At 44.0% G+C, this 22,547-nt stretch carries 16 protein-coding genes; 15 read left to right on the plus strand and 1 reads right to left on the minus strand.

Features of this window, described 5'->3' with window-relative positions; all coding sequences use genetic code 11:
• Positions 1-63 precede the first annotated feature (63 nt).
• From BLCOC_RS04410 to BLCOC_RS04455, 10 genes are all read left to right on the plus strand, one after another.
• Positions 64-1,065, plus strand: coding sequence for a zinc-binding dehydrogenase (locus BLCOC_RS04410; RefSeq protein WP_018597782.1), 1,002 nt, complete (start codon positions 64-66; stop codon positions 1,063-1,065).
• A gap of 7 nt (positions 1,066-1,072) precedes the next feature.
• Positions 1,073-3,721: a family 78 glycoside hydrolase catalytic domain gene (locus BLCOC_RS04415; protein WP_115624532.1), complete on the plus strand. Its 2,649-nt coding sequence runs from the start codon at positions 1,073-1,075 to the stop codon at positions 3,719-3,721.
• A gap of 30 nt (positions 3,722-3,751) precedes the next feature.
• Entirely contained in the window at positions 3,752-5,431 is a 1,680-nt protein-coding gene (ilvD, locus tag BLCOC_RS04420; RefSeq protein ID WP_115624533.1) for a dihydroxy-acid dehydratase, read from the plus strand.
• A gap of 39 nt (positions 5,432-5,470) precedes the next feature.
• Positions 5,471-6,214, plus strand: coding sequence for an amidohydrolase family protein (locus BLCOC_RS04425; RefSeq protein ID WP_115624534.1), 744 nt, complete (start codon positions 5,471-5,473; stop codon positions 6,212-6,214).
• An 87-nt stretch (positions 6,215-6,301) separates the two neighbouring features.
• A complete protein-coding gene (locus BLCOC_RS04430; RefSeq protein WP_115624535.1) occupies positions 6,302-8,089 on the plus strand; it encodes a cache domain-containing sensor histidine kinase in 1,788 nt (595 codons plus the stop codon).
• Between the two features lie 11 nt (positions 8,090-8,100).
• Positions 8,101-9,693: a response regulator transcription factor gene (locus BLCOC_RS04435; protein WP_115624536.1), complete on the plus strand. Its 1,593-nt coding sequence runs from the start codon at positions 8,101-8,103 to the stop codon at positions 9,691-9,693.
• Between the two features lie 280 nt (positions 9,694-9,973).
• Positions 9,974-11,281 carry an ABC transporter substrate-binding protein gene (locus BLCOC_RS04440; RefSeq protein ID WP_165907282.1) on the plus strand — a complete coding sequence of 436 codons (1,308 nt, stop codon included), beginning with the start codon at positions 9,974-9,976 and terminating at the stop codon, positions 11,279-11,281.
• A gap of 69 nt (positions 11,282-11,350) precedes the next feature.
• The gene (locus tag BLCOC_RS04445; RefSeq protein WP_115624538.1) at positions 11,351-12,232 is read left to right on the plus strand and encodes a carbohydrate ABC transporter permease; all 882 of its coding nucleotides are present in this window, start codon (positions 11,351-11,353) and stop codon (positions 12,230-12,232) included.
• Between the two features lie 16 nt (positions 12,233-12,248).
• Entirely contained in the window at positions 12,249-13,100 is an 852-nt protein-coding gene (locus tag BLCOC_RS04450) for a carbohydrate ABC transporter permease (RefSeq protein ID WP_115624539.1), read from the plus strand.
• A 268-nt stretch (positions 13,101-13,368) separates the two neighbouring features.
• Complete coding sequence (locus BLCOC_RS04455; protein ID WP_115624540.1) at positions 13,369-14,580, plus strand: LysM peptidoglycan-binding domain-containing protein; 1,212 nt, start codon at positions 13,369-13,371, stop codon at positions 14,578-14,580.
• Positions 14,581-14,711: 131 nt separating this feature from the next.
• Here the strand turns inward: BLCOC_RS04455 and BLCOC_RS04460 are convergent, their stop codons facing one another.
• Positions 14,712-15,149 carry a hypothetical protein gene (locus BLCOC_RS04460; RefSeq protein WP_018597792.1) on the minus strand — a complete coding sequence of 146 codons (438 nt, stop codon included), beginning with the start codon at positions 15,147-15,149 and terminating at the stop codon, positions 14,712-14,714.
• Between the two features lie 240 nt (positions 15,150-15,389).
• On the opposite strand from BLCOC_RS04460, the gene BLCOC_RS04465 reads away from it, so the two are divergent.
• From BLCOC_RS04465 to BLCOC_RS04485, 5 genes are all read left to right on the plus strand, one after another.
• On the plus strand, positions 15,390-17,336 hold the full coding sequence (locus tag BLCOC_RS04465) for a hypothetical protein (RefSeq protein ID WP_115624541.1): 1,947 nt from the start codon (positions 15,390-15,392) through the stop codon (positions 17,334-17,336).
• A 142-nt stretch (positions 17,337-17,478) separates the two neighbouring features.
• Positions 17,479-18,849, plus strand: a complete 1,371-nt coding sequence (locus BLCOC_RS04470; RefSeq protein ID WP_115624542.1) for an ABC transporter substrate-binding protein — start codon at positions 17,479-17,481, stop codon at positions 18,847-18,849.
• 77 nt (positions 18,850-18,926) lie between these two features.
• The gene (locus BLCOC_RS04475; protein WP_115624543.1) at positions 18,927-19,805 is read left to right on the plus strand and encodes a carbohydrate ABC transporter permease; all 879 of its coding nucleotides are present in this window, start codon (positions 18,927-18,929) and stop codon (positions 19,803-19,805) included.
• 24 nt (positions 19,806-19,829) lie between these two features.
• Positions 19,830-20,672 carry a carbohydrate ABC transporter permease gene (locus BLCOC_RS04480; protein ID WP_115624544.1) on the plus strand — a complete coding sequence of 281 codons (843 nt, stop codon included), beginning with the start codon at positions 19,830-19,832 and terminating at the stop codon, positions 20,670-20,672.
• Between the two features lie 59 nt (positions 20,673-20,731).
• Positions 20,732-22,543 carry a cache domain-containing sensor histidine kinase gene (locus tag BLCOC_RS04485; protein WP_165907283.1) on the plus strand — a complete coding sequence of 604 codons (1,812 nt, stop codon included), beginning with the start codon at positions 20,732-20,734 and terminating at the stop codon, positions 22,541-22,543.
• Positions 22,544-22,547: the final 4 nt, after the last annotated feature.

The following is a 22,547-nucleotide window of genomic DNA, read 5'->3' on the forward strand; positions in this document are numbered from 1 at the left end:
GCAAAAAAAATATATACTAAATGCAGAAGAGCTATATGAAACATAAGAAAAGGAGAGATTACCATGAACAAAACAATTATTTTTCCATCAGCAGGAAATGTAGAACTGCAGGACAGGGAATGTCCAAAGCCGGAAAAGGGAGAGGTCTTGATCGAGACAGAGGTGTCCTTGGTCAGCACCGGCACAGAGCTTACCTTTCTAAACGGGGAATGCCCAAAAGATTCCAAATGGTCTACCTATATCCATTATCCCATGACTCCGGGCTATTCCAACGTAGGTGTGGTAGTGGAGACAGGAGAAGGGGTTTCAAAGGAATGGATCGGCAAAAGAGTAGCCAGCTTCAGCAAACACGCACAGTATGTGACGGCAAAGGAAGAGGAACTGCGTGTGATCCGTTATGACATCACCTCAGAGGAGGCAGCCTTTTTTGCCATAGCTGAGGTTGGTCTGAATGGGATCAGACGGACAAAGATTGAACTGGGAAACCGGGTAGTGGTCTATGGGGCAGGAGTTATCGGCCAGGTTCTGGTCCGTTATCTGCTGGCCGGAGGGTGTACGGAAATTGTAGTGGTGAACCGTTCCAAAAAAAGGCTGGAATATCTTCCGAAATGCCCGGCAGTGATCCCCGTTTCATCAGAGACAGAATCCGTCATGGATGCGGTAAAGCAGGTTACCCAAGGAGAGCTTGCGGATATTGTGTTTGAGACCACAGGCAATGCAGATCTGATCCCGGAGGAATTTAAGATGCTGCATCAGCAGGGAAAACTCTGCATGCTGAGTTCACCGAGAAAAGAGACAAAATTTGATTTTCACGATTTCTGCAATGCGGGAAGCTTTCAGATCATCGGTGCCCATATTTCTTCCCAGGCAGTGACACCAAGCTTTGATGATCCCTGGACCTGTGTGCGCAATAGTGAAGTGTTCTTCCGGATGCTCTCCACCGGACAGATGGAAGTGGACAGCCTTATCAGCCATCGCGTAAGTTACGAAGAGGCTTCAGATATATATAAAGAGATGATGAAAAACCGTTCACCGTACATGGGTGTTGTGATTCGATGGAAATAAGGAGATTATGATGGAAAGAAAATGTTATGCACCGGAAAAACTTACCTGTGAATATTCTGTAAACCCCATGGGGATCCACAGCAGGAATCCAAGACTGGCATGGAAGATGACAGGGGACGGAAGAGGACGAAGACAAACAGCCTATCAGATCTGGGCATCCCACAGCAGGGCGGAGCTTTTAAACGGCCGCGGCTTGTGCTGGGACAGCGGCAGGGTGGAAGGTTCCTGTTCTGTGGGAATACATTATGGAGGCGAAGCCCTTTGCTCCAGAGAGAGGATATACTGGTGTGTGAGGATCTGGGACGAGACAGGGAAAGAATCTCCGTGGTGTGAGATAAACTTTTTTGAAGCGGGGCTTTTAGAAAAAAGCGACTGGAAAGCCCAATGGATCTGTGCAGAGGACCAGGTGAGCGCCCCCTATTTCAGAAAAGACTTTTTTATAAAAAAGAAACCGGAAAAGGCCACGGTCTACATCTGCGGGCTGGGATTCTATGAACTCTCTTTTAACGGAGAGAAATGCAATGAGCAGTTTCTGCTGCCCAACAGAACAGAATTTACCAAAAGAGTATATTACCATGCCTATGACATCACAGAAGAATTGAGAGATGGAGAAAATACCATAGGAGTTATCCTGGGAAACGGCTGGTACAACCAGAGGGACAAGGTCAATGAGAAGCTGTTGTGGTATGGATTTCCCAAGCTGTTGTTTCAGATTGAGCTGTATTACGAGGACGGAACCAGAGAGACCATCGGCAGCGATACTTCCGTGACATGGAAAAAAGGCCCCATTCAATATAATAATATTTATTACGGAGAGATCTATGACGCGCGTCAGGAACTGCCGGGATGGAACCGGCCGGGAGTGCGCAGGGAGGAATGGAAGCATGCCGCACCGGCAAAGGAGCCGGGAGGTACTCTGACACAACAGAGGGCGTCCGGTGACACTGTGACAGGTACCATACATCCCAAGACCGTCACAAGGGTCAAGGACGATATGTATGTGCTGGATTTCGGGCAGAACATCACAGGATGGCTGAAGATGAAAGTGACAGGCTGTGAGGGTCAGACCATAACCATGCGCTTTGGTGAGGAGCTGTGGCCGGATGGGAAGATTAATTATTACAGCACCGGAAGCGGATGGAAACAGCAAAAAGACGTATATATCCTAAAGGGAGACGGGGAGGAAGTGTATCAGCCCCGGTTTACCTGGCATGGATTCCGGTATGCAGAGATACAGGGCTGGGGGAAAATGCCCGAAACCAAAGACATAGAGGCTGTTGTGGTACATACAGGGGTGGAAGAGGACGGACAATTCACCTGTTCCAATGCGCTGATGAATCAGATACAGCAGGCCTCCCGTTGGTCCCTGTTAAACGGAATGCACTGCGGTATGCCTTTAGACTCCCCCCACAGGGAGAGACAGGGATACGGCGGGGATGCGCTGACAGCGGCGAAAGCCTGTATCTATAATTTTAATATGGAGAATTTTTATGCGGCCTGGATGGATGATTTTGCGGATGCCCAGGACGAAAAGACAGGCTTTGTACCTCACACAGTACCCTGTCAGGACGGAGGCGGCGGTCCCGCCTGGGGCTGTGCCTATATTATCATTTCCTGGTTATGCTACCAATACTATGGGGATACGGAGATACTGAAGAAGCATTTCGGAAATATGAAACACTGGATGGAGTTCCTGACAACAGGTGTCCGAAACGGTATCGTAGAAGCAGAAGGGGAAGATGAGAATTGTCTGGGAGAGTGGTCTACACCGGGTGAGATTTTGATTCCGCCCCGGTTTGTCAATACCTATTTTTACGGTTATTGTGCCTCTCTGATGGAGAATATTGCCGGGGTGCTGGAAAAAGAGGAGAAAAGGCAGTCTTACAGAATCCTGAAGGAAAATACCATACAGGCCTTCCGTCGGGAATTTTTCCATGAGGAGACCGGCCGGTATAGTATCGGGGCACAGGGAACGGAGGCCTTTGCCTGGAAACTGGGAGCTGTGGAGGATGAGGAAAAAGAGCAGGTCTTCAGATATTTGGCAAGACACGTTGCGGATGAGTGCGAAGATCATCTGGATACAGGAATCTTCGGGACACCCTATCTGTTTGAAACACTCGTGGAAAGCGGATATGGGGACACTGCATATAAGATGATTACAAATACCACCTATCCCGGATATGGATATATGCTCACAAACGGGGCTACGGCTCTGTGGGAATATTGGGAAAAAGAATACGGGTTCTATCAGTGTTCCTGCTGTCATAACCAGCCTATGTTCGGAAGCATCAGCGGAAGCTTTTACGAAAAGGTAACGGGGATCGTACCGCTTTCACCGGCCTGCAAGGAGGTTCTCATCGCGCCAAAGCCCATAGGTGATCTCCGGTTCGCCTCCGCAAAGAAGGAAACTATGTATGGGATGATCTCTGTGGAATGGGAAAAAACAGAAAGAGAATTTTCTCTGTATTTAACCGTTCCCTGTAATACCAGCGCAGTCGTGCTGCTTCCCGGCACAGGAGAGACTCTGTGGGAAGGCAGTGATGTCTTACTACCCGGAGAAGTGGAAAAAGAGGGGATCCGTTTGGTGGAACAGACAGATAACGGATACTGTGTCCGGTTAGAATCTGGAAACTATCGTTTCACGCTGAGAAAATAGATACTTAACATATAGAGCAGGAGTACGGTTATGAATACAAGAAGCAGTGATATTTTAGAGGGACCGCAGTGGGCAAATGTACGGGCTTTATATAAGGCGGACGGATACGCGGAGGAGGAACTGGGAAAACCCATGATCGCCGTGGTGAATTCCTACAGCACTGTCTGCCCGGGGCATGTGATATTTAAAAATTTATCGGAGCGTGTCAGAGAAGGGATTCAGGCAGGAGGCGGAACACCGGTAGAATTCGGTGTCATCGGGGCATGTGACGGAATCGCTATGGGACATAAGGGAATGCAGTATATTCTTCCCACAAGACAGATGATCGCGGACAGTATAGAAGCCATGGCAGAAGCCCACAGGCTGGACGGGCTTATTTTACTGGGAAGCTGTGACAAGATCATTCCGGGGATGCTCATGGGAGCTATGCGGGTAAATCTCCCCACCATACTGGTAAACGGCGGTCCCAGTCTGCCGGGGCGTATGAAAGAGGGGAATCCTTACGGCGGAGAATACATTGACCATTCCATTATCCAGGAGTCTGAAGGCGCCCTGAAGAAGGGACTGATCAGTGAGGAAAAGTTCAAATGGATAGAAGACCATGCCATGCCCTCCATTGGCTCCTGCGCTATGCTGGGGACGGCCAACACCATGGGATGTCTGGCCGAAGCCATGGGAATCATGCTGCCGGGAACAGCAGCCATCCCCGCAGTGTATAGTGAGAGACTGTCTGTGGGATATAAAAGCGGTAAGCAGATCGTGGAAATGGTACACAGAGACATAAAAATAAGGGACATCATAACAAAACAGGCAGTTTATAACGCCATCAGAGTGAACGCGGCCATAGGAGGATCTACCAATGCGGTCCTCCATTTACTGGCCATTGCCTATGAAGGTGAGATTGAGATGTCTGTATTTGAATTTGGGAAAATATGTGAGGGGATTCCCCACCTGGTACCTTTGATCCCTGCCGGCAGTAATACTTTGCTGGATTTTTATGAGGCCGGAGGCATCCCTGTTCTCATGAAGGAGTTACAGGAGGCTTTATGGACACAGGAAAAGACCTGCACAGGCATAACGGTTCAGGAAGTGATAGAGAACGCAGCCAATCACAGAAGGGATGTGATCCATGCCATAGAAAACCCTGTACATAAAATGGGAGGCATCAAGATCCTGAAAGGGAATTTGGCACCGGAAGGCGCGGTCACAAAGCCTTCCGCCATTCCGGAGAAAGCTCTGGTCTTCCGCGGGAAAGGAAAAATATACGAGGGGGAAGAAGAGGCTCTGAGGGGAATCAGGAGCGGAGAGGTCAAAGCGGGAGACGTGGTGGTGATCCGCAATGAAGGCCCCAAGGGCGGCCCAGGTATGCCGGAAATGTACAAGGCTATGAAACTGCTGGTGGGAATGGATCTGGGTGACAAAGTGTGCCTGATCACAGACGGAAGATTTTCCGGTTCCAACAACGGCTGTTTTGTAGGGCATATCTGCCCGGAAGCCGCTGATGACGGCCCTATCGCATATCTGGAGGACGGAGATGAAATCCTGGTAGATGTACTGCAGGGGACCATAGAGGCTCCTGGCGTTGACTTCACAGAACGCCGCCGGACAAAGGCGTGCGTGCAGAAGAAGATAACAGGATGTCTGTACCAATACGCCCGGAATGTGTCCTCTGCATCCAAAGGAGGAATTATTCCCGTACGTGAACTGTAGATCAGGGCTGGGTGCTGGAAAAGAAAGGATTTATATTGTATGAAAATAATCGATGTACATGCCCATCTGGGCGATGACTGTGTTTTTGACCATCATATTAAGGAGGAAGATCTGCTGAACGGATACGAAGCCACACCGGTGACGGGAGCTATTGTCCAGCCGTCTCTGCCCAGATTTTCTCTGCAGGCAAATCAGGAGATTCATGACCGTATTGCCCGTCTGTGCTCCTGCGAAAAAATGAAGTTCTGGGGACTGGCCTCTATCTACCCTCATTTTACAAAGGAGGAATACAGACAGGAGGCATACAGATGTGTCAAGGAACTGGGATTTGTGGGTCTGAAGATCACGCCTGTGGGACATGCGGTGGACCCGGAATCGGAAGACGGCATGTTTGCCTTTTCCGTTGCCAATGAACTGCAGGTGCCCATGATGGTACATACAGGCACGGGAGTTCCGTTCTCCCAGCCTTTGAAGATATTAAAGGCAGCCAGGAAATATCCGGAACTGAAGATTGTGATCGCTCATTCCGGTATGGACTGGGATACCCACCAGGCTATATTTGTGGCGAAAGAATGTCCCAATATTTATCTGGAGACTAGTTGGACAGGGATTTCCAACACCAGGGAGATCTACAGGGAGATAGGACCGCACAGGATGATGTTCGCCTCAGACCATGTGAACAATGTAATGGTAGAGCTGGAAAAATATAAGCAGATCCTGGAATCTGAGGATATGGATCAGGTATTTTGGAAAACGGCTGAAAGTGTATTCCAATTGTACTGACGTGATACGAGACGTTGTTGATTTTTCGACAATACTATTGTATAATTTACAAAATTCTTTGAAAATTATGACGTTAGAAGGAAAATTATGCCAAATATAAAAGATTGGAAGAATAAAATACAGCATTTTATTTATTCAAAGAAAATTGCGACTAAAATGTCGATTCTGATGATCACTATCATCACGCTGGTATTCCTTTGCACCGTTGCAATTTTCCAGACGTATAATAAGCGTATTTTATATGAGAATACCCAGGAAGCTGCCATCACCAACTTAACAAGTGTCAATACTTTAGTGGAAAATATTATCGAAAATATCAATACATATTCGTATATCTGTCTGTCAGATTCCGATTTACAGCAGGGGCTGGTAAAGGAAAAGGAGGAGATAACAGATTTCCGCAATATAGAAAAGATTGAGGCTTCCCTGATAGAACTGATCTCCAAGATCGATCTGATAGAGTCTGTTTATATTTTTGACACGGAAAAATTTTTGTGTTATTCAGACAAGTCAGGGAACAATCCCCTGCAGCACAGTAAAATAAGGGATTATAGCTGGTTTCAGGACGTTGGGCAGGACGGGCGGTATCATGTCATGTACCGCTGTGATGATTTTTTCCGTAATCCGGATAAAATACCGGGGATTTCCTTTGCCCGGGCCATACGGAGCCTTGATTCCATGCAGACCATCGGATATATGGTGATCCATATCTCTCAGGAGATGGTGGAGAAGCTGCTGCTGAATCTGGATGACAATGAGTCACAGATGAAATTTTATATTTTTTCTGACAAAGGCCATGTGCTGCTGGATACATTAGACAGCAGTATGCAGAAAGAAGCAGAGCGTATGGGACAGGAGCTTGTGAAAGCAGGCAGGAACTCTGCGGTGGAGCAGATAGGAAACGTCCGCTGTCAGATATCTGTGTATCAGGCGGAGACTCTGACGTATATGGGAGTGACTCCTTTTGACGATTTTCACCAGCAGGAAAAAGGAAATGTGCTGCTGACTATGATACTCCTTGCTGTCCAGGCGGTCATCATCATTATTGCCGCGCTGTTCGTGTCCCACTGGTATACGCGCCCCATAGAAAAATTAATGGAATCTATGGAGGAGGTAAAGAACGGACACTTTAAACAGATCGAGATAAAGACAAAGCACCATGAGGTGCAGAATCTCATCAATGTTTATAATGAGATGGTGGGTGAGATCCAGAATCTGCTGGAAAAAACAAAACAGGTGGAGATGCAGAAAAGAAAGGCAGAGCTGGAGGTTCTGAGCACGCAGATGAATCCTCATTTCCTTTATAATACCTTTGATTCCATTAAATCCCTGTTTTTATTAAAACGATATGAGGATGCCTATCGCATGATGTGTGAGCTGGCTCAGTTTTATAAAATCAGTCTGAGCAAGGGCGATGAATATATCACCATAGAAAAAGAAGTGCAAATGGTGGCCAACTATATTGAGATCCAGAAAATGCGTTACGGTGAAAAGCTTCAGGTGGATTATGATGTGGCGCCGGAGGTGGGCGGATATAAGATCTTAAAGCTGGTCTTGCAGCCCTTAGTTGAAAATGCCATCACCCATGGGATCCACGGTTTCGTGGAGGAGGGCTGTATCGCAGTGCGGATAAAAGAGGAAAAGGGATATTTAAGCCTGGTGGTGGAAGACAACGGGATCGGAATGACAGAAAATACGCTGAACAGTGTCCTGAACGGCAAAAATACAGGAGCCGGGAAGTCCTTTGGCTTGATGGGGACCATCCGGAGACTGGTGTACTGCTATGGCAATGATATGGTCTATAAGATAACAAGCAGGATCAACCAGGGAACCAAGATACAGATTTACATTCCTATGAAAAATCTCCAGAGATAAGGGGTGGTTATATGCAGAAGCTGAAACTTATGATTGTAGATGATGAGTATTTGATCAGACAGTATATCCGTAATTGTATTGATTGGGAAAAATTAGGATACACCATTGTGGGAGAGCTTGGAACCGCGCAGGGTGCCCTTCAACTGGCAGAGGAACTGAAACCGGATGTGGTGCTGACAGACATCTGCATGCCCGGTTTAGACGGTTTGTCTTTTGCCGGGCTGTTAAAGGGGATCTGTCCCAATGTGAGAGTCATTGCGGTTACGGGACATGATGATTTTGAATATGCGCAGCGGGGGATACGGGTGGGACTGGACAATTATCTGCTCAAACCCATTGACGAAAAAGAGCTGGAAACCGTGGCGCTGGAGGTAAAAGAAAGCATTTTTTCCCAGCAGTCACAGGATAAGCTGTTTCGTGAGCTGTCAGACTACAGAAAGCAGAATGAACCCATAGTACGTGAATATTATTTGAGAAAATTACTGGAACCTGATCTGCACAAGGACTCTTTGTCTGAAAAGGCTGTGGCTTCTCTGCTGCCCGGCAAAGAGGGCTTCTATCAGACTGCAGTGATAAGCTTTGATGATTTTTCCCAGATATTGCTTGGCAGGGAGATTGAAAAAGGGAACAAGGACTGGATGAGCCGTTATCTGGAAAAAGAGCTGGAACATAAAAATATTTACTGGGTTCTGGATAAGTTTGAGCATATAGTATTACTCTGCCGGGAGGAAGATTTTTCATGGGATACCTTTATGGCTGAATTAGAAGGGAAATGGAAAAAAACCTTTCATTTCCCCATTTATTATGGAATTGGAGACGGAGAGGGATTGCTGAAAGACATTTATAAGTCTTATATTACGGCAAATAACCGTTTGAATTCCGCTATTGTCTTCGGAAATAATCAATATCAGGAGGAAATGATAATTTCCCGGTTTGAGGGGATCGCGAATCCCATATCTATGGAAGATTTGAAAAAATTGTATGCCTATATCGAAACAGACTCTCCGGCCAAAGTGGAGGAACTGGTTGATCACTGGTTTGAAAACTGGAAAAATATTAATTTTATGGATCTGTTTTATCTGAAGCTGCAGCTTTTAAATGCTGTCTTTTATATCTACTCTATGAATACAAAGGAAGAAGCGTCCTTTGACTTCCATGAAGATTATAAGGAGTATTATCAGCGGATCTTTCAGATCCCCACATTAAAGCTTCTGCAGGAATGTTTCCTGGATATGTGCAGAAAGATCATGAATATGTTTCACGATGAAAAATCTGTCAGACCCTCCAGTCTGATCTATGCGGTAAAAGAATACGTTACCATGCATTTGTCAGATGTTGAGCTGACATTAGCGGGAACGGCTGAGAAATTTTATCTGAACAGCAGTTATTTAAGCCGGATATTTAAGAAAGAAATGGGAGTGTCTTTTGTGGAATACATAAATTCCCTGCGTATCGAAAAGGCAAAATCCCTGCTGGAAGAGACGGATTTAAAAATCTATGAAGTGGCGGAAAAAGTAGGGACCGGCAATGCCAATTATTTAGGGATCCTGTTTAAAAAAGCAGTAGGCTGCACACCCTATGAATACCGATCCAAAAAACGTTAGACCCCATATAAAGAGTCATAGCTTTATAAATGAAACTGCACCGGCTTTCTGAAGCGGTGCAGTTTTTTGAGTTTAAGACACACTCCAAAATAGAAATTTAAATGCAATGGTAAAAATATTAATAGAAATAGTAAAAAGCAAAAGTAAAAGAAAGCGCAGAAATAGCTATAATACATTTATAAGAAAACGTTAGAGCGTGCAGATTGCAGGAATGAATTTTAAGACACGCTCTAGAACTCAGAAAGGAGGAATTGCTGGGGAATCCCAGCAAAAAAGGAAAATGAGGAAAAACAGCAAAAAAGGATTAGCAGCATTTATGGCGGCTGCAATGGTAATGTCTTTGGCGGCTTGCGGAAGTGAAGGAGGGTCAGAGACCAAAAAGAAAGAGGCGGATAACGGGGACGAAAAAGGAATAGAACTGACCGTATCCCACATTATGGTGAATGAGACAGACAGTCAGGTAATGGCCTGGAATAAAGCATTGGAGGAATACAAAGAGACACATCCCAATGTAACCGTCAAAGAGGATAAAACGGATAATGAGGCTTATAAGACAAAGCTGAAAACAACCCTGGCAGCAGGTTCAGCGCCGGATGTATTTTATTCCTGGGGCGGCGGATTTTCCCAGTCCTTTGTAAAGGCAGGGATTGTGGAAAACCTTGATCCTTATGTGGAAAGCGGTGTTATTGATATGGATAAAATGATGCCCAATATTTGTAATAATTTTTATTATGATGATTCCTTATACGGACTTCCCTTAGACAGCTTTATCGGCGTACTTATGTGCAATCAGGAATTATTTGACCAGTATGGCCTGAAAATACCGGAAACTATGGATGAGATGTATGAGGTATCTAAGGTATTTGTGGAAAACGGTATCACACCTGTGTCCTTGGGAGAAAAAGATAAGTGGCCGGGGCTGTTCCCATTCGGCATACTTGCCCTTCGCTACGGAGGTGTTGATGAAAATACAAAGCTGCTCAACGGAGAAGGCAATTTTGACCAGGATTTTGTGAAAAATTCGGCTAATGAGTTAGAAAAAATGGTCAATGCAGGTGTCTTTTCAGACAGCGCAGTGGCGCTCACCAATGACGAGGCGAAGAATGAATTCCTGGAAGGCAGAGCAGCTATGTTCTATAACGGAAGCTGGGGCGTTGCCAATTTAGATGAAGATTCTCCACTGGCAGGACATCTGACAGTGACAAACTGGCCTACAGTTGAGGGCGGAGCCGAGAAACAGGATACTTACGTGGGCGGCGCCAGTGCCACATTATTGGTATCCTCTGAATCCAAACAAAAAGAAGAAGCTGTAGAGTTTGCCGTATTTATGAGCCAGAAATTTTCTGATTATGGCTACGAGAGCGGTGCGCACCTTCCCACATGGAAATATGAAGGAGACGTCAAATTGCAGGATATGCAGAAAAACTTAACGGATCTGATGGAAAACGCAGACGGGTTCTGCCTGGCATGGGATACCCTGCTGGATGCGGAGACAGCAGATATCCACAGTAATTCTTTGCAGGGGATCTATGCGAAGCAGACGACAGCGGAACAATATATAGAGGCAATGACGGCAACCAGGAAATAATAGAATTTCGGCAGCATAATCTCTATCCCATAGATTATGCTGCCGTTTTAAAAGCAGGGAGGTGCTGTTTTGGATAGATTTTTAGGAAATAAAAAGGCAATCGCTATATTTACGCTTCCGTCTTTTCTGTTGTTTGGGGGCCTGCTGATTGCATCTATACTGTTTTCTCTTTATTACAGTGTGTTGGACTGGGATGGTATCGGAAAAGGGATTTTTGTGGGTCTTGATAATTACATAGAAATGTTTCAAAATGCTATTTTTCACAGGGCGGTGATCAATTCCTTCCTTCTCGGTATCTTTACACTGCTCATCCAGCTGCCATTGGCTTTGATCCTGGCGCTGATCTTGGCGTCCCATGTAAAGGGTGAGATTATCTTTCGTACCATTTTTTTTATACCGGTTACCTTGTCTACAGTAGTGGTTGGTCAGCTCTGGCTTAAAATTTATAACCCTAATTACGGGGTTTTGAATGAACTGCTGAAAATGATAGGACTGGAAAATCTGACACAAAACTGGATAGGTGATGTGAATACCGCTTTATTCAGCGTATTTATCCCTATCATCTGGCAGAATATAGGATATCATATGCTGCTGTTATATACGGCGATCAAGGCCATTCCAAAGGATATCCATGAATCTGCGCAGATAGATGGAGCGACAGGGATAAAGGCAGCCATCAAAATTACGATACCTTTAATTCTTCCCACTTTAAAAACATGTGCCATCTTCGTTATCACAGGTTCTTTAAAAGCATTTGACATGATTTACGTACTGACAAACGGCGGCCCGGTGAATTCTACGGAAGTGCCCAGCTCTTTGATGTTCAACAGTATTTTTGTCATCAACCGCTACGGGTACGGAAGTGCGGCGGCAATCTTTATTGTAGTGGAGTGTATTGTCATAGCGTATCTGCTGCAGCGGCTGGTGAAGACATCACCCATTGAATATTAAAAGGAGGAGGAAGAACATGAGAGAAGTATTAAAAAGCAGCATCTGCAAAAAGTGTGTGAAATTGATCCTTATGTTATTTTTACTCTTTTTTACAGTGACTTCGGTTTATCCGCTGATCTGGCTGGTGTTTTTCTCGTTCAAGAGTAATCAGGAAATCTTTGGCGGCAACATTATGGGGCCTCCTGAAAACTGGCTGATAAAAAACTATGAGAATGCGCTGCTTGGGGGAAAGGTTTTGAGATACCTGGGCAACAGCATAATGGTGGCGGTTGTGGTCATCGTTATATCTACTGTCCTCATCTCCATGGTTGCCTATGCAGTGACAAGAATGAAGTGGAAACTGCGGGGAGCGGCTTACTGGTTTTTCATGGCGGGGCTGACAATCCCCATTCACGCAACACTGCTTCCGCTGTTTATCGTATTTAAGAAGTTGAATATTTTGAATACGCCGCTGGCGATCATTATACCCTATATTGTGTTTGCGCTTCCTTTTGGGATCATGGTACTGGGCAATCATTATTCTACCGTGCCGTATGAGATGGAAGAGGCAGCCTGTATAGACGGATGTAACATTTATCAGACTTTTTTCAGGGTGATCTTACCTCTGGTCCGGCCAGCACTTGCCACCATTGCCATTTTTACTTTTTTATCTTCCTGGAATGAGCTGATGTTTGCAATGACCTTTATCAGTGATGAAAAATATAAGACACTCACGGTAGGTATCCAGAGTCTGGCAGGTATGTATTACACAGAATGGGGACCTATAGGAGCGGGAATGGTAGTGGCTACGTTCCCGGTGCTTTTGATCTATATCTTATTAAGCAGACAGGTGCAGAATGCGATCCTGGCAGGGGCAGTGAAAGGATAGGCGTGCCCCTTTTACGACATAAGAGCCTGTCAGTGAATAAGGAATTTATTTTTAACCCCAAAACAGGAATATCCCGTAGGAATCATGTGCTGAAAGGCGCATAATCCCTACGGGATATTCCTGTTTTTGCTTGGGACGCTTATTGGGCGCCGCAGAAGCTAGTGCTCAAGAGGATGAAAACGTTATAAAAAAACGGGACGGATCAAGAAGAAAGGGTGGCAGATGAGAATAAGGGTCATATGATAGAGAAAAAAGGATTTTTATTGGTATGATTCGGAAAGTATCTTCATATATATTGTTTTTTGGTGTTTTAATGTTGTTGGGATGTACATCGGTTTTTGCGCTGCCGCCGGAAGAAGGGGAGAGACATCAGGGGATTGATGTGAGTATGTGGCAGGGGGACATTGATTTTAATAAGGTGGCTGCGTCCGGGGTGGATACGGTTTATATCAGGTCCAGCCTGGGGTGCGACTATACGGACCCGTATTTTGCGCAGAACTATGAGAGAGCCAGAGCAGCCGGGCTGAATGTGGGATTTTATCATTATGTGACAGCCAGGACAGTTTCCCAGGCTGAGTATCAGGCCCATTTTTTTGTGAATACGATTCAGGGAAAGGAGTTCCAGTGCCGTCTGGCTATGGATTTTGAGGATCTGACCAGCTTAAGCAGTGCCCAGGCCAATGAGATTGGGCTGGCTTTTGTCAGAACAGTGGAGAGCCTGAGCGGTAAGGGCACAGTAGTGTACAGCGACGCCTATAATGCCGGGGCTACGTTTGGGGGAGAACTTACGGATTATCCTCTCTGGATCGCGGAATATGGTGTTTCCACACCGTCCTCACAGGTGAACTGGGATGCCTGGGCCGGATGGCAGTATTCGGACACTGGTACCGTGGCGGGGATATCCGGATATGTGGATTTGGATCATTTTACGGATGCGATGTTTTTAGAGAAACCCGTGAATGTGGTAAGGCCGGTGCCTATGCCGGAGCCTTCTGCCTCTGTGGTGGAATATACCGTCAGAAGCGGGGACACTCTTTGGGGGATAGCCGGGATGTACAGAACCAGTGTTTCGGCTATTGTTTCGGAGAATGGAATTGGTAATCCCAATTTGATCTACCCGGGAGAGGTTTTAAAGATCACGCTTATGGATAATGCTCCGTCTTCGGAAGCAGACCGCACATATCTGGTGCGCAGAGGGGATACCCTTTGGGGAATCGCAAGGATGTACAGGACGTCTGTTGCGCGGCTTGCGGCTATGAATCATATCTCTGATCCGAACCTGATCTATCCGGGCGAGGTCCTGCAGATATCTTCCTCGGGAAGTACGGGGAATGTGGGGAGAACTTATGTTGTGCGTTACGGCGATACGCTGTCAGGAATCGCTCTCAGGTTTGGAACTACGGTTTCGCAGCTTGCGGCGGCCAACGGGATAGCAAATTCTAATCTGATCTATGCGGGGGAAACTCTTACTATAAATTGAGAAGCAGTCTTGGGAAATGCAGGTTTGAATGACAGATGTGAATGGCAGACGTGAATGACAGAAAAAAACGGGGATGCTCCGGAACATCCCCGTTTTAAAAAGCTTCGGCCTGTTATGCCGGCCATGGTCTTTCAGTCGGCTTTTGCTTTGTCAAGGGCCTCGTTGATCGCGTCCAGCAGAAGCATTGAGGTGTATTTGTTTTCGTCTGTGTAGGTGATGTTTTCCGTGGTCTGTGATGCGTATATCTGGCTGGAGAGCGCATCCAGTGCCGGCTCCATCAGCGGATACATGGCAGTGGTGGTCTCGCTTAGATTTACCAGAGATATGGCATTTATGTGGTTTTCATCCACAGTGACCTCTACATCAAATGTGTTGCCGTTTAGTGTTATGGGGCTTTTATAAACGCCAGCGTGGTAGACAGCGGCTGAAGTGGCGGCTGAGTCGGCTTTCCGGTCTTTTCCGAACATCATAAAGAGAAGAACCGCCAGAAGAATGGCAAGTACCACGAAAATAATGGTATAAATGACTTCTTTCATATGTAATACGACAATCTTGGTCTTTGAGCTCATGGCTGCACCTCCTGCATTCCTTTTTATAACTTATTATGGAAGTGGGGAAAATATGCAAGGATTCTTTTGAGGAGGACAAATTTATAAGCGGAGACGCGTGGATATAGTGCCATAGCTATCTTACTTTATTATTTTACATGTCTGTTTATGAATTTCCATTTCTTTAAATTCAATGAGTTGATAAACTAAAGTTAATTTAAAGAAACAAAATAAAGCCCAATAATACCAGGAGGATTTGATATGAGCTTGGAAAAAAGACAAGAGAAATTTGATGAATATTGTAAGACTGTGCAGGTGTGTCCGGACTTCAATACAGATGTAACTGTGTCCCCGTTTTTGTTTGGTAATAATTTGGAACACACCAGATCCTGTATTTATAACGGAATTTCTGCGCAGATGTTAAAAAACAGAAAATTTGCAGGAAAACCAGGGTGCTACGATGGCTGTCCGGCGGAGTGGTATCGAATCGGAGAGAAAACCAATATTATCTTTAACGAGAAGGAAGATGTATTTGTTTTACATGCAGGTGAAGGTTACACACGGCATGCGGAAGACTATCATATGAAGAGAAGGCATGAATGCAATGCGGTGACTATTGTAAACTATTATGGAAAGGAAGAAAGCGGAATTGGACAGAGCGGCATATCGTTACAGAAGCATTGTAATTATGAATGCAGATTGGCAGTAAAAGTTTGGCAGCCAACTGTCATACGGATTGCGTTGACGGATCGAGACGGCAATATATATATACATAAAAAATTGGAATATAACAAGACAGACTTTGAAGTGAAATCTGTGATTCTGCATGCCCCAGAGCTGGATGAAAATGCAAATATCACCATCAGTTTTGAAGGGTACGGAACCATATGTATAGGTGCAGTTTCTTTACTTCCGGAAAAAAATTTCCGTGGTATGCGGCCTGATGTCATAGAATTATTGCGGGAAATGGGAGTGAAGCTGCTACGTTGGCCCGGAGGTAATTTTGCCGGAGAATATAACTGGAAGGATGGCCTGCTGCCAGTCGATATGAGAGCTCCGTTTGAATCCTATTTAGGTTTGGAAACACAGCCACACTCAATGGGATACGATTTTAATGAGATTAATACCGACGATTTTATAGCACTCTGCCGTGAGATTGGAGCAGAACCTTTTATCACTATTAATCCCACTTGGAATACACCGGAGGAATGTGCTCAGTGGGTAGAATATTGTAACGGGGATGAAGATACAGAATATGGACGTCTAAGGATTGAACGAGGATATAGAGAACCATATAATGTTCGGTTTTGGTCTTTGGGTAATGAATTTGGTTATGGTCATATGGAAGGGGATAATACTCCGGTTGGATATGGTAAGAAGGGAATCGAATTCGGTAGAAAGATGCTCGAGGTATCCCCCGGTCTTAATTTATGTTCCTCTGGCCCATATCCGAATAAAGACTGGGTGGAACACGCGGCCAGACCATTAGGGCAGATTGCACCGCTGGTGTCATTGCACTCCTATGTGGCCCAACCGCTATTCGCAGATCCAGATAAATATGCGGAAGAATATTATGAATGTGTTAGTAAAGTAAATACACAGTGTAGAGAACTGGTACACAAAATGAGAAGTGAGTTAAATAATGATACGCTGAGGATTTCTTTCGATGAGTGGAATGTCTGGTATGGATGGTATCGTCCTAAGAGTGTCAATGATGGAATATTTACTGCTGCAATGCTTCATATGTTGATTGAGGAAGCAGACCCTTCAGGAATCCAAATGGCCTGTCATTTTGAAGCGGTAAATGAAGGAGCCATTCGGGTGGAGTGGGATAAATCCTTTCTGACGCCCAGCGGACAGATGTTCTCTGTAATGAAGAATCATATAAATGGAAAGCTTTGTTTTGCTGTGGAGGATGCTGTGGCAACGGAAAAAGATAACGTGCTGACGATAACGCTTATTAACCGTTCTTACGATAGTACCAAAAAATTTATTGTTCCTAAATATGGTGAAACTATTGTATCCACACTCTATAGTTCGGAATGTATTTTACCATATTCGGATTTTGCAATAAAAAACGTGGAGCTGAACTTAATGGGGGAAAGCTATGAAGTCCTTTTACCGAAGCACAGTGTTATGCTTATTCAAATGAAAAACTCTTTAGGTTATATTCCGGAAGAAAAGGGTAAGGAATCAAATCTATATTAGTTTTAGAGAATATTTGGTTAAAGCAGATACTAATGAGCTGGACTATTTTGCAAATCCCTTTACAAAATTCCATTCTTTTAGAATTTAGTGAATGATAAACTAAATATATCATTAAAAAACGTGTATTTGAAAGGAGAAAGAAATGAAGAAAAGAAAAACCGTAATTAGTATGCTGCTTGGTCTTAGCTTACTTGCAAGTCTCTTTACAGGATGTGGCAGCAAAGAGACGCCTGGTTCAGCCGATCAGGCATCTAAAGACAGCACATCGGCTGGAGGAGAATCGGATGATGCCGTGACCGGGGACAGTGGTTACCAAACAACGGGCGAAGAGTATGAGATTTATTATATTGCCCAAAGTGAGACGGGAGGTGGAGTGCAAAACCTGTTGGATATCGTAGAAATGTATAAGGAGCAGGTAAATCCTAACTTTACTATGACAATTGAGTACATAAGCGATCAACAGGCAAGAAACCAGAAAATCCGTACGCTGGCAGCAAGCAATGAGTTACCGGACTGGTTTACCTGTGATATTGACTCATTTTTCTATAAGCTGTGGGATGCAGGAGCAGTTGCCAATGTAGGTGATATATATGATAAGCTGGGTATCAGAGATAATTTCTACCCTATATCACTTAATTATCCAAGCACAAGCGACGGTGAAATTTGCGGTGTCAGCTGGCAAAGCCAGGCGGAGTTCTTTTATTATAACAAGGATGTTTTTGCAAAAGCAGGTATAGATTCTGCCCCGACAACTCTGGACGAGCTTCTTGAAGTATGTCAAAAAATCAAAGACACCGGTAAGACCCCCATTGCTATGGATGGTGCGTGGAGACTTCTCAGGTATCTCGCATTTGTTCCTTACAGGATGACTGGCAACGAGTTTATTGATGAGGCAGCAGCTGGCGAGGAAGCTTTTTCATCTGAAGTCGGTCTGGCGGGTGCTCAGTTTATAGAGGATATTGGTCAGTATTTCCAGGAAGGTTGGACTACCGCAGATTCTTCAACGGTTGCTCAGCTTGTTGTTAATGGCGATGCAGGCATGTATTATTCAGGATCTTGGGATCTTAATATTTTTGGCGATGAAAATATGGAATTATTAGATAATATTGGTATTTTTACTATGCCGGCTTTAGGTGAGGAAGATGTAACCGCACCGGAAGATGGATTCTATAATGGCGGTACTCCAATGGCTATCTCAGCAGAGTGTGCAGAGGATGAAGAGTTTCTGAATTTTTTCAGATTCCTATGGGATCACTATAATGATGGTTGTTTTGAACATGGTTATCTGCCGCCCGGAAAGCCGTCCAGTACAGATGGCGCAAGTAAGTTCCAGCTTGAACTTTTGAATAACTATGCAAATGCCGGAAGCTTTGCAAAGTGTTGGGATGTAGTAGTTGATGTTGCTACATCTGAAGTATTGTTAAATGAGACACCGAGCCTGACATTGGGAAACCTTACCCCAAAAGAATGGGCAGCACGTCTGGATGAAGCAATTAAACGAAATTTGCAATAATAGGCTAAAATAAATATGATTTTGCGGCCACGAATCGGAGACTTCGTGGCCGGGTTTATTTGGAAGGGGGAGCTGAGTTGAAAGCAAAAAAGAAGCAGATTGCACCCTGGTTATTTTCAGGACCTGCACTGGTAGTGTATATTCTTGTTGTCATTATTCCCATCATCTATTCCTTGGCATTTAGCTTTTATGACTACAGTGGTGTCGGAAACATGACATTTAATGGAATCAATAATTATATAAATATGTTCCGTGACGGTACGTTCCGGGTCGCAATTAAAAATAATCTGTACTTGATGGCAGGTAGTACAACGATACAGATGTTGATAGGATTAGGACTGGCAATTCTGTTAAGTAATATTCGTAAATTTACAAACGTTCTGAGAGTGGCATACTTTGTTCCTTGTATTATATCCTCAGCGGCTATTTGCCAAATCTTTTCCAGGATGTTTTCCATAGTACCGGAAGGTGTTATACCGGCAATGATGCGGCTGGTCGGATTGAAACAGATTGCATTTTTGTCTGAAGCGGATTGGGCGCTGCTCATTGTTATCATGCTGGATGCCTTTAAATTCGTGGGAATGCACATGCTTATTTTCTATTCAGGTCTTATGGACATTGATGCATCTGTTGTGGAAGCAGCCATTGTTGACGGCTGTGGTTGGTGGAAATTACATACTCAAATTAAAATTCCTATGATCATGAATATTATTATTATGGAACTGGTCCTCTTAATCAATGGAACGCTGAAGGCATTTGATATTTCTTATATTTTGACAAAAGGTGGTCCGGGAACGACCACGGAACTAGTTGCTACTTATATGTATAAAACATCATTTGGTATGGCAAAGTTTGGTGTAGGAAGTGCAATGTCAGTGTTCCTTGCGGTAGAATCATTGCTGGCAGTTGGAATTGTCCGTTATATTGGCAAAAAGCTGCAGCAGAAATATGTCTAGGTACAGGGGGAAGGATGGTGTGAAATGAATAGTAATTTGTTGGCAATGAAGAAACCTGTCAGGGTAATTTTTCTCATAGTATTGGTGGTAGTGGCATTGATCCAGCTTTATCCGTTTTTCTGGGTAGCAATATCAAGTTTTAAGACAGATGCAGATTTAGCGCGGGCTGCGTATCAGTTTCCGTCCAAAATATACATGGGGAATTATCAGAAGGCATTTCAGTCTGATTTATTTCAATATTTTATAAACAGTTTTCTGGTAGCCGTTGGTGTATTGATTTTTTTGGTTGCACTGTCTGCACCAGCGGGGTATTCTTTAAGTAAGATGCGCTTCCGAAGTGCTGAAAAGGTGATGACATTCTTCCTTTTTGGAATGATGATTCCTTCTTTTGCATGCTTGATCCCTATGTTTCAGGTTTACAATGTGTTGAAATTGAGAAATACTTACTGGGCTTTGATCATTCCTCAGGTGGGCTTTGGGCTTCCCATATGTATTTTTTTGTACAAAAATTTTATGTCACGGATTCCGGACTCTCTGACGGAGGCGGCGGCCATTGATGGAGCATCCTATTGGTATATTTTTAAGAATATTATTTTTCCAATGTCAAAAAATATAACTGTAACAATCCTCACATTTAATTTTGTTAATGTTTGGAATGAATTTACATATGCAAATACATTTATGTCTGCCGGGAATATGAAAACATTGCCGGTAGGACTCAGTGATTTTGTGGGTGAAATGGGTGGGGTTGACTGGGGAGCTACCTTTGCAACAATTACACTGTCCATGCTTCCAACTCTGATTGTATATGCTGTTTTGAATAAGCAGGTAATTGAAGGAATGACTGCAGGTGCTATAAAATCATAGTAAGTTTGCTGACGGATATGACCGTAGGTGTTTGGTATCGGTTGAAAGGAGGAGCTGTTATGAGAAATATGTCTGTACGTTTGAGAATGTTTTTTAGCTATTCTATTCTTCTGATATCTGCATTGATGGTGACTGTGATCGGATCACAGAATATGATGCATAGAGTGTTTAGGGAAACTGTTCTGCAGAGTTATCGCCGTGAACTGGTCTATATTATGAACCGCTTACAGATACAGCTGGATCATGTGAAAGATTATCAAAAATCAATAGCGCTGGATACGGTTGTAATGGAAATTCTCGCAGACAATCCGCAGGCCCCGGAAAATGAATTGGATTTTTATAATATGAATCGTACGCTGCGCAGCAGGGTTATCCCTATCATTGGGACCAACCGATATATCTATCAATATATATTTGTCACTTTGGATGGGACTTTTTTGTCCTTTCGTGATGAATCTTTTCCTGCGTTGGTAGAGGATGTACTGGGGAGAGATTACTTTGCTGTTAACAATGCGGAACGAAAACTTATCTTGGATGGCCCTTATGAAATGAATGGAGTCAACGGTGAACGGCTTCAATTCTTCGTGCTTTCTAAGCAGGTGGTGGACTTGATGACCCTTGACCCTTTAGGCTATATTGCTTTTATTATTGAGGAAGATTTATTTTCAGATGTTTTTGAGAAAAATCTGCCATATGAGATGCAGGTGGAATTTTATTTGCTTTCGGAAAAGCAGCAGGTATTATCATCTTCAGATAAAGAGACGATTGGAAGTGACTTCATGGCAGGCCAGAATCTAACCGGTGATGAAGTCCGCCAATTGCAGGAAGAGGGAAGCTGTGAGGTTACGGAAGGACAAGATACGTTACTCTACTCCCTTATGAAAATGGAAGACAGCCAATGGAGTGTTGTCTATGTTACATCTATGGATACTTTATTGAGGAGCCAGGGTATGGTTTTTCATATGACTATGACAATAGGTATGATAGCCTGTGTGATTTCACTATGTATTGCTTTTTCAATTGCAAACCGTATTACCGAACCGATTGGTGCCCTTTCCAAGAAAATGCTCAACTATCATACGATGAAAAGAGCAGGTGAAGATAATACAAAGTTTTCAAGTAATGAGATACAGAATTTGTATTATGCTTTTGATCAAATGTTGGAAAACTCTGAGAAGATGACACAGCAGATTTACCAGGATCAAGAGGAGAAAAGTAATTACCAATTTCAACTCATCCAGTCTCAGATCAAACCACATTTTTTATATAATACACTGGAGATGATTAAAAGTCTGGTGGATTGTCACATGTATGAGGAAGCCGGTGAAGCGGTGATGGCAATGTCGCAGTTTTATCGCTTATCTTTAAATTGGGGGAATGATATCAGTTCTGTTGCACAGGAAATTGAATTGTCGCGGAAATATCTGTATATTCAGCGGCTGCGCTATGCAGAATATATGGACTATACAATTAAAGAATGTGAAGGAATGGAGAAATATTGTATTCCAAAGCTTACGCTACAGCCATTATTAGAAAATTCGATCTACCATGGAATAAAAGAAATACAGGGAATGGGAAAGATTGAATTGAGTATTTCAGAGACAGAAGACAGTCTTATTTTCCTTGTATGGGATAATGGGGCTGGAATCTCTCCCGAAGTATTAAAAAAACTGCGGGATTCTCTGAAAAGTACAGATAAAAAGAAGGAGAGTTCTTTCGGATTGTATAGTATAAATCGAAGAATACAACTCTTTTTCGGGCCGGAATACGGGCTAGAGATTGAAAGTGAACAATCGGTTTATACACGTATAATCATGACAATTCCAAAGATCAAATCTAATGATTTTCAAAAAGGAGTCCGGGGGTTGTAAAAAA

The sequence above is a fragment of the Blautia coccoides genome, from assembly GCF_034355335.1.
In the GTDB taxonomy this organism is placed as follows: Bacteria; Bacillota; Clostridia; order Lachnospirales; family Lachnospiraceae; genus Blautia; species Blautia producta.

Excerpts from the sequence above, each read along its gene's own strand:
- BLCOC_RS04480 (WP_115624544.1), top strand. The coding sequence starts at position 19,830 with ATGAATAGTAATTTGTTGGCAATGAAGAAACCTGTCAGGGTAATTTTT.
- BLCOC_RS04460 (WP_018597792.1), bottom strand. The coding sequence starts at position 15,149 with ATGAGCTCAAAGACCAAGATTGTCGTATTACATATGAAAGAAGTCATT.
- BLCOC_RS04485 (WP_165907283.1), top strand. The coding sequence starts at position 20,732 with ATGAGAAATATGTCTGTACGTTTGAGAATGTTTTTTAGCTATTCTATT.
- BLCOC_RS04425 (WP_115624534.1), top strand. The coding sequence starts at position 5,471 with ATGAAAATAATCGATGTACATGCCCATCTGGGCGATGACTGTGTTTTT.
- BLCOC_RS04455 (WP_115624540.1), top strand. The coding sequence starts at position 13,369 with ATGATTCGGAAAGTATCTTCATATATATTGTTTTTTGGTGTTTTAATG.
- ilvD (WP_115624533.1), top strand. The coding sequence starts at position 3,752 with ATGAATACAAGAAGCAGTGATATTTTAGAGGGACCGCAGTGGGCAAAT.
- BLCOC_RS04450 (WP_115624539.1), top strand. The coding sequence starts at position 12,249 with ATGAGAGAAGTATTAAAAAGCAGCATCTGCAAAAAGTGTGTGAAATTG.
- BLCOC_RS04410 (WP_018597782.1), top strand. The coding sequence starts at position 64 with ATGAACAAAACAATTATTTTTCCATCAGCAGGAAATGTAGAACTGCAG.
- BLCOC_RS04435 (WP_115624536.1), top strand. The coding sequence starts at position 8,101 with ATGCAGAAGCTGAAACTTATGATTGTAGATGATGAGTATTTGATCAGA.
- BLCOC_RS04465 (WP_115624541.1), top strand. The coding sequence starts at position 15,390 with ATGAGCTTGGAAAAAAGACAAGAGAAATTTGATGAATATTGTAAGACT.
- BLCOC_RS04440 (WP_165907282.1), top strand. The coding sequence starts at position 9,974 with ATGAGGAAAAACAGCAAAAAAGGATTAGCAGCATTTATGGCGGCTGCA.
- BLCOC_RS04430 (WP_115624535.1), top strand. The coding sequence starts at position 6,302 with ATGCCAAATATAAAAGATTGGAAGAATAAAATACAGCATTTTATTTAT.
- BLCOC_RS04470 (WP_115624542.1), top strand. The coding sequence starts at position 17,479 with ATGAAGAAAAGAAAAACCGTAATTAGTATGCTGCTTGGTCTTAGCTTA.
- BLCOC_RS04415 (WP_115624532.1), top strand. The coding sequence starts at position 1,073 with ATGATGGAAAGAAAATGTTATGCACCGGAAAAACTTACCTGTGAATAT.